General features: G+C 35.3%; 13 protein-coding genes. 4 read left to right on the forward strand and 9 right to left on the reverse strand.

Translation table 11 applies throughout. The annotated features are described in order from the left end of the window. Positions 1-9: 9 nt before the first annotated feature. Positions 10-825, forward strand: coding sequence for a metal ABC transporter solute-binding protein, Zn/Mn family (locus tag F8153_RS05150; protein WP_192929663.1), 816 nt, complete (start codon positions 10-12; stop codon positions 823-825). A 42-nt stretch (positions 826-867) separates the two neighbouring features. Here the strand turns inward: F8153_RS05150 and F8153_RS05155 are convergent, their stop codons facing one another. The 3 genes from F8153_RS05155 to F8153_RS05165 all read right to left on the reverse strand — a co-directional run bounded on the left by F8153_RS05155 (position 868) and on the right by F8153_RS05165 (position 2,763). Next, the gene (locus F8153_RS05155; RefSeq protein ID WP_151865292.1) at positions 868-1,413 is read right to left on the reverse strand and encodes a GNAT family N-acetyltransferase; all 546 of its coding nucleotides are present in this window, start codon (positions 1,411-1,413) and stop codon (positions 868-870) included. Next, positions 1,414-1,920 carry a S4 domain-containing protein gene (locus F8153_RS05160; protein ID WP_151865293.1) on the reverse strand — a complete coding sequence of 169 codons (507 nt, stop codon included), beginning with the start codon at positions 1,918-1,920 and terminating at the stop codon, positions 1,414-1,416. A 630-nt stretch (positions 1,921-2,550) separates the two neighbouring features. Then, the gene (locus F8153_RS05165; RefSeq protein WP_192929664.1) at positions 2,551-2,763 is read right to left on the reverse strand and encodes a hypothetical protein; all 213 of its coding nucleotides are present in this window, start codon (positions 2,761-2,763) and stop codon (positions 2,551-2,553) included. 151 nt (positions 2,764-2,914) lie between these two features. Between F8153_RS05165 and F8153_RS05170 the strand changes: the two genes are divergently transcribed. Continuing rightward, the gene (locus tag F8153_RS05170) at positions 2,915-4,561 is read left to right on the forward strand and encodes an ABC transporter ATP-binding protein (RefSeq protein WP_151865295.1); all 1,647 of its coding nucleotides are present in this window, start codon (positions 2,915-2,917) and stop codon (positions 4,559-4,561) included. After that, positions 4,558-6,177 (forward strand): ABC transporter ATP-binding protein, encoded by a 1,620-nt coding sequence (locus F8153_RS05175; protein ID WP_151865296.1) that lies wholly within the window; start codon positions 4,558-4,560, stop codon positions 6,175-6,177. Before F8153_RS05170 ends, F8153_RS05175 begins: the two co-directional genes overlap by 4 nt. A gap of 186 nt (positions 6,178-6,363) precedes the next feature. On the opposite strand, the gene F8153_RS05185 is transcribed toward F8153_RS05175, so the two are convergent. From F8153_RS05185 to F8153_RS05205, 5 genes are all read right to left on the reverse strand, one after another. Further along, positions 6,364-7,500 (reverse strand): glycerate kinase, encoded by a 1,137-nt coding sequence (locus F8153_RS05185; protein WP_151865297.1) that lies wholly within the window; start codon positions 7,498-7,500, stop codon positions 6,364-6,366. A 22-nt stretch (positions 7,501-7,522) separates the two neighbouring features. Further along, entirely contained in the window at positions 7,523-8,077 is a 555-nt protein-coding gene (locus F8153_RS05190) for a DUF2812 domain-containing protein (RefSeq protein ID WP_151865298.1), read from the reverse strand. Beyond that, on the reverse strand, positions 8,067-8,402 hold the full coding sequence (locus tag F8153_RS05195) for a PadR family transcriptional regulator (RefSeq protein WP_151865299.1): 336 nt from the start codon (positions 8,400-8,402) through the stop codon (positions 8,067-8,069). Before F8153_RS05195 ends, F8153_RS05190 begins: the two co-directional genes overlap by 11 nt. Before the next feature lie 160 nt (positions 8,403-8,562). Continuing rightward, entirely contained in the window at positions 8,563-9,753 is a 1,191-nt protein-coding gene (locus F8153_RS05200) for an ABC transporter permease (RefSeq protein ID WP_151865300.1), read from the reverse strand. Then, positions 9,746-10,660, reverse strand: coding sequence for an ABC transporter ATP-binding protein (locus tag F8153_RS05205; protein ID WP_151865301.1), 915 nt, complete (start codon positions 10,658-10,660; stop codon positions 9,746-9,748). The genes F8153_RS05200 and F8153_RS05205 overlap by 8 nt, the downstream gene beginning before the upstream one ends. A gap of 199 nt (positions 10,661-10,859) precedes the next feature. On the opposite strand from F8153_RS05205, the gene F8153_RS05210 reads away from it, so the two are divergent. Continuing rightward, positions 10,860-11,417: a hypothetical protein gene (locus tag F8153_RS05210; RefSeq protein ID WP_151865302.1), complete on the forward strand. Its 558-nt coding sequence runs from the start codon at positions 10,860-10,862 to the stop codon at positions 11,415-11,417. A 40-nt stretch (positions 11,418-11,457) separates the two neighbouring features. Here F8153_RS05210 and F8153_RS05215 read toward each other — a convergent pair whose 3' ends face one another. Further along, positions 11,458-12,462 carry a UvrB/UvrC motif-containing protein gene (locus F8153_RS05215; RefSeq protein ID WP_192929665.1) on the reverse strand — a complete coding sequence of 335 codons (1,005 nt, stop codon included), beginning with the start codon at positions 12,460-12,462 and terminating at the stop codon, positions 11,458-11,460. Positions 12,463-12,494: the final 32 nt, after the last annotated feature.

The raw sequence follows: 12,494 nt of genomic DNA on the forward strand, positions 1-12,494 counted from the left end.
AGGATGAGAATGAAATCTAAAAAAATCGTTTTATTAATGGTAAGTATCCTGATTATTTCTTTATTGACAATAGGCTGTAAAGCTACTGAGGAAGCTGTAACCCCTGAAGACAATCAGGAAGCTGTAGAGTACATCGAGGATGAAGTAGCTGAGGAATTAAAAATTGTAGCATCCACCAGTTGGACTGCTTTAATGGCGGAAGCTGCTGGTGCCAAGAATGTTGTTGTATTAGCTCCTGTTGAGTTGAAGCATCCACCTGAGTATGATTTTAAGCCTAGTGATGTTGTAGCCCTACAGGAGGCAGATTTTATAATCATGGCTGGTTATGAAGGCTTTATGAACAAAATGATTGAAGCCAATAATATTGATCAGAAGAAAATCATTAAGGTAACCACCACCAATACCTATGTCAATCTCCATGAACAAACCCATGTAATTGCCGATGCTATTGGAACCCAAGAAGGTCAAGCCCAATGGGAAGCAGAATTTAAGAAGGTTATATCAAAAATTATGAAAAAAGCCCAGGATCATAATGTAGCTGAAACAAAAGTACTGGTACATGTTCATATGCAAGCCTTTGTTAAATCTTTAGGCTATGATGTCGTGGCAGTCTTCGGAGCAGAAGAGCTAAGCCCTGCAAAAATGGGTGAATTGGCTAATATGGGTCCTGACTTAATTATTGATAATTACCATAATCCTCAAGGGATGACCATAGCTGAGCTGGCCAATGTAGAGAGGGTTGAGCTTAGAAACTTCCCTGGTCCTGACCATAGCAGCTTAATTGATTTGTTTAAGGACAATGTAAAATTATTAGGATTAGAATAAAAAAATCCCGATCTAGCATCTTGTTTCTAGATCGGGATTTTTTTATCTTAACGAATATTCCAATTGAATATCCCTAGGGTCACTTTCATACAATTCTTGGTTAATCTCTTCAGCTTCTACACAGCCAATAGACTTATAAAAGGCAATGGTAGCTTCTGAAGAAGCTGCACATAGATAAAGCTTATCCGCCCCCCAGTCTAAGGCTTGATTTCTACAAAGTTGCACAAGCTTTTTTCCTATTCCCCTACCCCTATAATCTTTTGATACGAACATGGAATCTAGTAAAAGATATTTAGCGGTGCACCCAAAGAAATCATGATTTAGGGAAGCAAAGGCCACCAAAGTATCATTATGAAAAGCACCAAAGGCAGCTCCCCCATCTTCTATAGTCTTAATCAGCTCATCTCTATAGCCTTCATAGCCATCCGGCCATCCCTCTTCCTTATAATTTATGGTAATTAATTTGTATTGGCCTTCTTTTTTACGCCATACCCTTTCAATAAACTGACTAGGGTCAATCTCTGCAATTCTATCACATTCTTCTATTGTTATTTCTCTGTACTCAATACCTTTTTCTACTGTTTTCATTTATATTTCTCCTATCTTAATTAGAATAAGATCTTTTTCATTGATACTCTGCTTTCTTTTTACAGCCTCACCATTTACTCTAATTGAACCATTCTCCAGAAGCTTTGATATTTCATTTCTACTGACATCCTCTATCTTTTCTGCTAGAAACTTATCTATTCTAACCTTTTCCTGGAGGACCTCTAGAAAAATTTCAACCTCCTGAAGATTCTTTTCTTTTAGCTTATGGATTCTTAAGTCACTATACCTGCTGGCTTTTTCTAGAAACTCACCATCTAGGTTTTCTAGACCCGATACTGCTTTAAAGGAGTCAATTTCTTTATTCCAGGTGTGGCCCTTAGGACACTTATATATTGCGAAATGGAATATAATCTTCCCATTGGCATTTTGTCTTCTTTTTAAGGAATCTTCAAATATCACCTTCTTACCACAGTTATGGCAATATCGTTCTACTCTATCTATGGTTCCATTGTATATTTTCCACTTTAATTTTAAGCTTTTCTCCATTTTCCTTACCTCCTGAATTTGAGTTTGTACGGTAAGGAATATGGTGTTTTTTCATTCTATTCATTTTGGGTAATGTAGTAATCATAAACTTTTATACTCCTTCCGTTTATTGATTTAAAAACATTACCTTAATGGCAGGCGTCATATAATAACCTCCTTTCCTATGGATGCTGTACCCTTCTAAATTAGCACTATAGTTACCTTAAAAGCACGTATTTTAAGAACCTAAAAATTCATTAGGGCTTAGTTTTAAAGAAATATAAAAGACTATAGAAGTCGTTACCTCTATAGTCTATAAAAAACGTCTATACTTAAATGAAAATATTCATTAACCCCCTTCTACTGTAAAGGAGGATATGTAAATATCTAAATAAGCATTTATAATTTTAGCTATGTAAGTTCACTTCTAATTGCTAATTATTGAAGGGTACACAAACAAGCCTAATAAAACTAGGCTAAAATAACTCCCTAAAATAAATCATTAATTTAATTTTGATTAAATTAATATTAGCAATTAGCTGGCGTCATAAGCATACAAGCCTCCTTCTCCTATAAATTTAGACCATATTTATTATACTAATAAACCATCAAGGTGTAAATAGGTTTTTCAAAGGATTCTTTCTTTTCTACTTATTTATTAAAATGATTCTTGATAAAATCTATGGATTGAAGGATAATCGCTCTAGAAGTATCATCATTGTTTTTTATATCAAAACCATGGTGTCCAGTAGGGTGCTCTACTTCAATACCCAATCCCTTGCCCTTTAGCACAAAATCGTCGTTGGCCCCCTTTAAAGTATCGCCCTCATAGAAAGCCATAAAGCTATTAAGTTTTCCAAACATTTAGCTTGTTAGAATCTACTAGTTTTATATCTCAGTCTGAAGACGGAGATAAAAACCGACCAGAGCAGGTTTTATTTCTATAATTTTTCTTATATTCTTTTATTATGAAAGTATTGAATTATCGTTTATAATTATCATCAGGGGGTGTTGTATGAGGGAATTATTATTAAAAAGAAAAAGCAGATTTATATTATATGTTTTTGCATGTTTATTTCCAGTAATAGACCAAGTATTGAAGAACTACTCCTTTGCCCTTTTAATCGGAAGCATTGAAGTGGCCACCATTGATTACTTTATTAAGGTTCTTATGATTAACATTGCAATAACATTGTTGGGAATTTTACTATTTATGGCTTCAAGATTTATGCGTATTAGCTATATGAGGGATACCATTTTAGATGTTCGGCTAAATGCCTTCGATAAGATTTTAAAAAAATCCTACGAGGGCTTCAGTAAGAAATCAAAGGATGTTTATATTTCCAATCTTGTAAATGATGTTAATATTTTTGAGCGGGAATTTTTCTTTAAGCTGATAAACGTCATATTTAGGGGTGGGGCCTATATCGCCTCCATAGGCCTATTGATGTTTATGGACTTTAGGTTTGCAATGGTTATGTTGATTATTTCCTTATCTGTATTCTTCTTAAGTAAAAGGTTTGAAAAAAGAACCGTTAAGCTTCAGGAGGAGGTTTCAGATAATAATGAAAGCTTTACAGTAGGTATTTCTAACACCTTGAACGGTTTAGAAATACTAAAGCTTAATAGACTGGAGGATGAATTTCTATATAAGTCCCTTAAGAAGGTAGATGATGTAGAAAGGAAGAAATTCCACTTTACTGTGTTCACTGAGGGCCAAAGAAGCCTAACAAGATTTTTAGGCTACGTTATTTTTGTGGGTATTCTTATGTATCTATTAAACTTGGCTTTTGCTGGTGAATCCATCACCAGAATAACCTTTATGCTTCAGCTGGCCAATAGCTGTGTATGGACGATTGGTATGGTCCTTCCTCTATTTAATGACTTAAAGGCTGCAGCCAAAATTTATAATAAAATAACCAAAAGTGATGGTGAAGCCACAACCAGTATCAATAAAAAGCAAAGCTTTAGCTTTAATAAATTCATTGAAGTAAAGGATTTAAGATTCTCCTATGAAGGTAAGGAAATTCTTAAGGGGGCCTCCTTCACCATTGAAAAGGGGAAAAAATACTTATTAAAGGGACCCAGTGGGGCAGGAAAATCTACTTTGATAAAGCTTTTATCAATGATTTATGACAATTATGAGGGTTCAATAAAGGTGGATGGAGTAGATTTTCGGGAAATAAAAGAAGATACCATTAATGATCACGTTTCTTATATTTATCAGGATGTATTTTTATTTGAGGATACCGTAAAAAATAACATAACCCTCTTTAAGGATATGCCTGAGAAGCGGATTTTAAAGGCTACAAAACATGCTGGTCTGGATGAGTTTTTGGCAACGAAGGAATTGGGCCTCAATGAACCATTAATGGAAAATGGTAAAAATCTTTCGGGAGGTCAAAGACAGAGGATCTCCATTGCTAGGGCTATAATTAAAGATGCCAGTTTACTTTTTGTTGACGAAGGTACCTCAAGCCTTAACCAAGAATTAGGAAGTGCAATTGAAGATACAATTCTATCCTTAGATAGTACTGTTATTGCTATTTCCCATAGGTATTATGAAGGCATCACCGAAAAGTATGATTATGTGTTAGAGTTGAATAACGGTCAAATCCTTCAGCATCAAAGTCAAGATTATCTTAGGGAGGTGGCAGTATGAAGAAGCTATTAAGAAAGGTTCTACCCCATATGCTTTTAATTTTGGTGGTTGCCACCCTTGCATCTGTATTGGATGGATTAATATCAATCTTTATGATGAATTCTATAGATGCTGTAATGGAGGGAAATAGAGTTGCCTTTAAAGAAGATGTGGTAAAGCTCATCATAATAGCCCTTACCCTCCTGCCCTTCAGCTTGTTTCTTTCCTACAGCAAGGGAATTTTTAAAAGAAGGGCCGTCACCAATACCAAGGTTGATTACATCAGCAGAGTCTTTAAAAAGAATATCAATGAATTTCAAAGGGACAATAATTCAAAATATGTTTCTGCCCTAACCAATGATATTATTACTATAGAAGCAAATTTTATCGAAGGGGTTTATGAGGTAATCGTAAGTATTGTAAATTTTATTGTTGCCTTCTTAGTAATTGGTTACATTAGTCCCGTTGCATTGGGGGCTGGTATTGGAATTGGTATTCTCAGCACCATTATTTCCACCTTGCTTAGTAAACCTTTGCAAAAGCATCATAGTAAGAGAAGTGAACTATATGAAAGCTATACATCCTATATTAAAGAGGTTCTAAGTGCCTTCCATATTATTAAATCCAATAACCTAACGGAAAAGGTACAGGATGATTTTTATAAAAAAAGCCACGCTATTCAAGAAAAGGGTTATGTTATTGATAAGATTTCAACCTATATTACTTCCCTTCAAAATCTTAACATGTCCCTTACCTTTATGGGGATCGTGGGAATATCCACCTATATGGCCATAACAGGAAGTCTTACCTTAGGTGGAGTTATTCTGATAGTCAATAACGTAGAAAAGCTGATGATGCCACTAATTCAGTTGGGTGAATGGATGCCAAAGATCTTTTCTACAAAATCCTTGTTCATTAAGATTGATGAAAGCTTAAAAAATCAGGATAATTATGAAGAAACCCTAGAGATTGATGGATTTAAAGATGCTATAGAGTTCAATAATGTATCCTTTAGCTATGAAGACACAGAGGTTTTAAAGGAGATCAGTCTGACCCTAAAAAAGGGAGAAAAGTATCTGATTGTTGGCCCAAGTGGGGGAGGTAAATCAACCTTATTAAAGCTCCTAAGAAAATATTTTGCTCCTCAGGGTGGAACCATTCAGTTGGATGGTATAAATCTTAAGGATGTAAAGAAGGAAAGCTATTTTACCTTTATTGCCAATGTAGAGCAGCAGGTATTCCTATTTGAGGATACAGTTAGGAATAATATAACTCTGTATAAGGATTATACGGAAACTGAAATCAACCTAGCCATCGACAGAGCAGGTCTTAGGGATTACGTTGATGGTCTAGCCAATGGCTTGGATAGTATCATTTATGATAATGGAAAAAATGTTTCTGGTGGTGAAAAGAGTAGAATAGCCATTGCAAGGGGACTCTTAGCAAAATCCGATATTATTTTCTTGGACGAAGCCTTTGCAAGCTTAGATTCAGCCATTGCTAAGGAAATTGAAAAAACCATCTTAAACTTTGAAGGTGTAATGGTGGTAAATGTAAGTCATGTTGTATTTGAGGAAACAAAAAAACACTACCATGATGTGATGGTGGTAAAGAATAAAGGGGTTTATTCATTATAAATGCTAAAGGACTACTGATACCAGTAGTCCTCATTATTTATTATTTGTTTACTACATTGATGGGTTTACCCATTAAGTAGGCCTTTAAATTATCTACCACTGCATCCATAAGCCTTATTCGCGCTTCCTTGGTTGCCCAGGATATATGGGGAGTAATCATTAAATTACCTCCTGTGATCTAGACCTTTATCCCTTCAGTTTTTTTACCAGTCTTGCAATAGAATATGACCTCTCTACCAGCATCTTACCTGCATTATCCATTGCCTCCTTTAGGGTCATACAGTCACAGACATTGCTGAAGGTGGCATCAATTCCATGCTTATAAACCTCTTCATAGCCAGCAGCCAATCCACCAGATAAGCACACCACTGGAACATTGTGCTTCGAGGCTATAGTTGCTAATCCTACCGGGACCTTCCCATAGGCAGTTTGCTTATCGGTTTTTCCTTCCCCCGTAATCAGAAGGTCCGCATCGATGATCTCCTCTTCAAATCTACAAAACTTCGTTACAATATCAATGCCGGGAGATAGGTTTGCATTGGTAAAGGCAATCAGTCCTCCTCCTAAGCCACCGGCAGCTCCACTACCTGGTATTTCAGCTATTTCAACCTTTAATAGTTCCTTTATTTTATCCGCATAAGTTCTAAGTCCCTTATCCAAAGCCTCTACCATATGAGGGGTTGCACCTTTTTGAGGGCCATAAATATGGGCAGCCCCCTCTGGTCCATATAGAGGATTATTGACATCACAAGCAACAATTATTTCAACTTCCTTTAACCTTTCATCAAGCTTTGAGACATTAATTGTATGTATTTTAGAAAGCTGCTTTCCACCATATTTCAATAGGCTACCACTATCGTCATAGAATTCAGCCCCTAAGGCTTGAGCCATTCCCATACCTCCGTCATTGGTGGAACTACCGCCTATTCCAATGATCATTCTTTTACAGCCCCAGTCTAGAGCTGCCCTTATCAATTCTCCTACCCCATAGGTGGTGGTCTCCATAGGGTTTCTCAAATTTTCCTTTACGAGGCTCAGTCCAGCTGCTGCTGCCATTTCAATTACAGCTGTCTTATCATCTCCAAGAATACCAAAATACGAGTCAATCTCCTCCATCAAAGGTCCCGAAACCTTATTAGAAATCATTCTTCCCTCCGTTGCGATTACCAATGCCTCTACTGTACCCTCCCCACCATCTGCAACGGGGATTTTTTTAACCAATATATCATTTCCTGCCCTTTTGATTCCTTCCTCTATTCTTGCGGCCACCTCTACGGCTGACAAACTACCTTTAAAGGAGTCAGGAGCTACAACTATTTTCATACCAGCACCTCCATTCATTTACTTACTCATGAATTCTACTATCCTTCGTTAGTATAGCAATCCTTTTAATATAAGATATAAAGGGAATTATACAGATTATTGCCACAGTAAAGCTTATGGGTGATATATAGGCATTAAAGTAATAATTATATTGAGGTCCACTAATAAAAAAGCCGTAAAGAAAATTAAATAAGCCTACAACTAAATTTGCGAGGCCTGCTAAACCAACAAACCATGCCACCCTCTTATAATGCTTTATTTTAGATGAGTTATCTGAATAGATATCAAAGGGCCCATCGGAGGATTTCTTTCTAAACCAGACCCATCTAAAATAGGTTGAAACCAACTCAGCTCCTGCTTCCTCCATAAATTTAATATAGGCCCTACTTTCAGGATGATTGGGGCTATTATTTAATAGCTCCAGTCTATAGGTATATTCTCCAGGGTTGCCTTCTTCGAATAAGTAGCGACATGGCAAACTATAGTCTATAAAGTTCATTCCTTTATTAGCCATCTCATTTAACCATTTTTCTTCCTTTTCAAAGTCTACAATATATTTATATGCTTTATATTTCATTGCCATCCCCCCTAACAATTGTCCTTCCCTGTTCAATCAATTCCTGTAGTCTTTCTATTTCATCTAAAACAACATTTTTCCCTAAAGGGGTAATCTCGTATTCCTTCTTCCTACTATCATTATCGCTGGGTAGAGCCTTAATATATCCCTTTTCCAACAGAGTATTAATGGCTCCGTAAAGGGTTCCTGCCCCTAAATTTACCCGTTCCTGACTAAGTTCCTTAACAAATTGCATGATACCATAGCCGTGCATTGGTGTATGTAGTGCCAGTAATATGTAATATACCGCCTCAGTTAATGGACTTCGATCTTGAGACTCCGGCATTTTTTATCACTCCTTAAGTTGATTATCGTATCGCGATATATCGTCTGACGATACCTTTATAAAAAGTATATCGTTTGCCGATATAAATGTCAATAAGGAAAAATGTTACTATAAATTAAAGAACCTCCTAAATAGGAGGCTGTTTAATTTACATATAGAATTAATGTCTAAGCCATTTCATGATTTCCTGAGGGGTTGCATTTTTTCCATACATCAGGATTGCGGTTTTAAATAGCTTCCCTGCCAGCTTCATAACAAAATAGGTGGTAACACATAGTATTAATAAGCTTAAGATGATTTCGATTGCTGGCACTTGATTGGCTAAGGTTATCCTAACCAGCATCACTCCAGGGGTTGAAAAGGGGAAATAGGTTCCGATCTTTGCTACAATTCCATGGGGATTTGCTAATATAGGCCCGAAGAACATAAAGGGTAGCATTGGTAATATAAATATCATCCCTTGAAAATTTCCAGCTGATGCTGGGTCTTCTATGGTTGAGCCAAGGCTTACGAACATAGAAAAATATAATAAGTAGCCCAATAGAGCAAATAGAAGCATTATCGGTAATTCCTTTATCGCTAACAGTTGAAAAACTGGAATATCAAATAGATAATAGGCAATGGGAATTCCAACCGCCAGCCATACCAAAACTTGAATCATCCCTAATACAAAGCATCCAATAATCTTTCCCTGCATTAGATCCCTTGGGGTTACTGAGGACATTAAAACCTCCACCATTTTATCCTTTTTTTCCTGGGTTGCACTCTGAAAGGTCATTGATCCAGAAATAAAAATGGAAAAATAGATTATGGCTGCGAAGATGGCTGGAATGATTTTTCTCATAAAATCTTCCTTCTCCCCTTCTGCATTTATGATATTTAAACTATAGCCCTCTCTAAGCTCTTGAATTTGTTGATTACTTAACCCTAGGTCTGACATCTTTCTATTTTCGATAATTTGGTTTACAGCAGCTTCTATGCTACTGGTGTTGGGCTTTGCATCATCTAGAGTATATAAATTAATTCTATTAGATGCCATGGCCTCCTCATTAAGCTCTAAATAACTTGTTCTAGCTTTTTTCCCCTCCTTACGGAGATCCTCAATAGTTCCATCATATTGAAGAACTTTTATTTCTTCTTCATTAAAGCTTGCCTCTAGCTCCTGATAAATGCCTATTTCATCCCTTACATAAAGGGTGTGAACTTGATTAAATTCCAGCATGCTTAAAAGGGAAGGAAGACCACCAAATATAATCATCATTAAAGGAGTAAGAATAATTGAAATTAAAAAGGATTTATTGGTTAAGTTTTTCTTTATTTCCCATGAAGCCACCTTTAATGTATTAGTCATTATTCATACCTCCCTTTGCAATCTTTACAAAGATATCATGTAAGGATATTCGATCGATATGTAATTCCTTTATATCGATATCCTTTGATAGCTTCTGCAAAAACTCATTGACAGAAGCACCTTTTTTAAAATATATAACCTTGTTGTCGTCTACAGACTCTACACGTTCAACTGAAGGAAATAAAGTAAAATCAACGTTATAACCATTGTTGCCATTAATTGTACATTTGAAATTAGCAAAGGATTCTTTAATTTCCTCTAACCTTCCATATACAACCTTCTTGCCCTCATTGATTAGGAATATCCTATTACATAGGGCTTCTACCAAGTTCATTTGATGGGCTGAAAGCAAAACAGAGGTCCCACCCTTGGCAATTTCTCTGATTTCTTCTTTAAACACATCTTGGCTTACAGGATCTAATCCAGAGAAGGGCTCATCTAAAATCAATAGCTCTGGCTCATGTAGAATTGAAGCTATAAATTGTACCTTCTGGGCCATTCCCTTTGATAATTCCTCAATCTTAACTTTTTCCTTACCCTTTAGGTTAAACTTCTCTAGATACTCTAATATTCGTTTTTTTGCTTTATCCTTTGGATAGCACTTTAAGTCTGCTAAATACAATAATACATCCATTACCTTAACATTCTTGTATAGACCTCTTTCCTCGGGAAGGTAGCCTATTTTATTTATAGGAATCCCTTTGCTATTATGGTTATGGAAAAGTATTCTTCCAGAGTCAGGATAGATAATCCCCATAATACTCCTAATGGTGGTGGATTTTCCAGCTCCATTTGGTCCAAGAATCCCCATTATTTCACCCTTATAAACCTCAAAGGAAATGTGATTTACTACCGTCTTACCACCAAACTCCTTTGATATGTTATCAATACTTAATATTTTTTCCAAATAATCATGCCCCCTTATCGTTTGTTTATTCCCAATAAATATAATATATCAAAGAATAGTTGGTAGTTCAAGTGACCTTACTGAAGGGATGGTAACTACCATAAAGAGCATTGGTATTATTTTATTTGTTAATTCACAGGGGTTTATGGGCATATATTTATTATATTAGAAATAAAACTAAAGAGGGGAGTGATGAAGGATGGAAGAAAAGGTTATAAGCTTAAAGGCCTGCTTTAAAGGCATTTTAAGTGATTTACTGATATTAGTTTTGAAATTATCTTTAGCTTTTGGTTTTTTTCTTGTTATAAATGGTTATAAAAACACCCTATATAATAGGTACGATATAGGATTTCGAAGCTCCCTGGTTAATCCATTAAAAACGGATATCTCATTAACAGATTTTGTGTTGCTTTATTTAACCTATATTATACTAGTAATATTATTAAGCTTTCTTCTTTATGTAATCTATAAGATTATATCTTTATTAGTGAAAGTACCTGGAAAAACCACCATTGATTTTGCTAAAGAGAAGATTATTATAAAGAAAAATATATCTCCCTTTACAAAGATTGATGAAGAGATTTTATTTTATAAGATTATTGAAGCAGGTGTTAGACAAAACCTTTTACAACGAATACTAGAAACAGGTGATTTGTACATGGAATATTTAGTTCTAAGTGAAACCGATTCCCATATTCGAGGTTTAGAAATCAAGTATATATCCTCGCCCTACCAGGTAAAGAAGAAGTTGCTATAACAAGGGGAGGAGCTAAACAAAAGAGTCTACCTTAAGCTCTTTAGCTAGGTAGACTCTTTATATAATTTAAGAATCCTTCAATATCTTTATCCTTCGATATATATAATATTGCCTTATTGGTGTCATCAGTCATTTCGGACCTTATGATATACTTAAAATCCAGGCCCCTTTTTTCATTAGAAGATTTTAACTGTTTAGCCCTTTTCCCTGCAGTTTCTATAAATTTCATAATCAGCTCTTTATCTATAGTTTCATAGCTTTGTTTAAAGGCTATTTTATTATTTGTTATATAAAAAAGTTTGTAGCCTGATTCAATTTTCTCACCCATCAGGATGCAATTATTTGATTCATTTACCCTTTGGCAGTTATGTATATAACTAAAATTGTGAAACATATCTCTATAGATGGTTGCTAACTCATATTGCTGCACTGATGCAGCTAGCTTCATTTTTTCCTCCAAAGCATTAATAAAGGTCTTCATCCCCTCTGACGTCGAAAATATCTCCATTAATGACTTATTATTGGATATCATAGAATCCTCATTTAGTTTTTGAGGCAAAGAACTAAAAGAGAATTGATAGGTTTCTTTGTCCTTGAAAATTGGATAGATATTATCTAGCTGCTTAATGATTTCATGAAGAATGTTTTTGCTTCTAAAGGGCCCAAAACAGCATTCTTCGTCTCTTTCCAAAACCATAGCAATTGGTTTTTTTCTGGGACCCTTCTGCAATTTTAGGTATTTATAATTTTTATCCCTAGTATACTCAGCATTATACATAGGCAAATGCTTTTTAATCAAAGCACATTCTAGTATTTTAGCCTCTAAATGGGTGTCTGTTAGAATATGTCTTACATCATATATATTCAATACCAAACGTTTGATTTTTTTCCACTCATGATGGGTATTGAAATAAGACAAAACCCTAGATTTTAACTGTTTACTCTTACCAATATAAAGGATATTCCCTTCTAAATCTAAAAACTGATATACCCCAGTTTTATTAGGGAGGTTATAGACTTTTTCCTTTAAATTCTCTGATACCATAATCATCATCCTTAAGTACCTTTGGGGAGTCT

It is taken from the genome of Alkaliphilus serpentinus, from assembly GCF_009017255.1.
GTDB classification, from domain to species: Bacteria; Bacillota; Clostridia; order Peptostreptococcales; family Natronincolaceae; genus Alkaliphilus_D; species Alkaliphilus_D serpentinus.

Bases quoted from the DNA above. Each gene is read 5' to 3' on its own strand.
- F8153_RS05150 (WP_192929663.1), top strand. From the start codon at position 10: ATGAAATCTAAAAAAATCGTTTTATTAATGGTAAGTATCCTGATTATT.
- F8153_RS05155 (WP_151865292.1), bottom strand. From the start codon at position 1,413: ATGAAAACAGTAGAAAAAGGTATTGAGTACAGAGAAATAACAATAGAA.
- F8153_RS05160 (WP_151865293.1), bottom strand. From the start codon at position 1,920: ATGGAGAAAAGCTTAAAATTAAAGTGGAAAATATACAATGGAACCATA.
- F8153_RS05165 (WP_192929664.1), bottom strand. From the start codon at position 2,763: ATGTTTGGAAAACTTAATAGCTTTATGGCTTTCTATGAGGGCGATACT.
- F8153_RS05170 (WP_151865295.1), top strand. From the start codon at position 2,915: ATGAGGGAATTATTATTAAAAAGAAAAAGCAGATTTATATTATATGTT.
- F8153_RS05175 (WP_151865296.1), top strand. From the start codon at position 4,558: ATGAAGAAGCTATTAAGAAAGGTTCTACCCCATATGCTTTTAATTTTG.
- F8153_RS05185 (WP_151865297.1), bottom strand. From the start codon at position 7,500: ATGAAAATAGTTGTAGCTCCTGACTCCTTTAAAGGTAGTTTGTCAGCC.
- F8153_RS05190 (WP_151865298.1), bottom strand. From the start codon at position 8,077: ATGAAATATAAAGCATATAAATATATTGTAGACTTTGAAAAGGAAGAA.
- F8153_RS05195 (WP_151865299.1), bottom strand. From the start codon at position 8,402: ATGCCGGAGTCTCAAGATCGAAGTCCATTAACTGAGGCGGTATATTAC.
- F8153_RS05200 (WP_151865300.1), bottom strand. From the start codon at position 9,753: ATGACTAATACATTAAAGGTGGCTTCATGGGAAATAAAGAAAAACTTA.
- F8153_RS05210 (WP_151865302.1), top strand. From the start codon at position 10,860: ATGGAAGAAAAGGTTATAAGCTTAAAGGCCTGCTTTAAAGGCATTTTA.
- F8153_RS05215 (WP_192929665.1), bottom strand. From the start codon at position 12,462: ATGGTATCAGAGAATTTAAAGGAAAAAGTCTATAACCTCCCTAATAAA.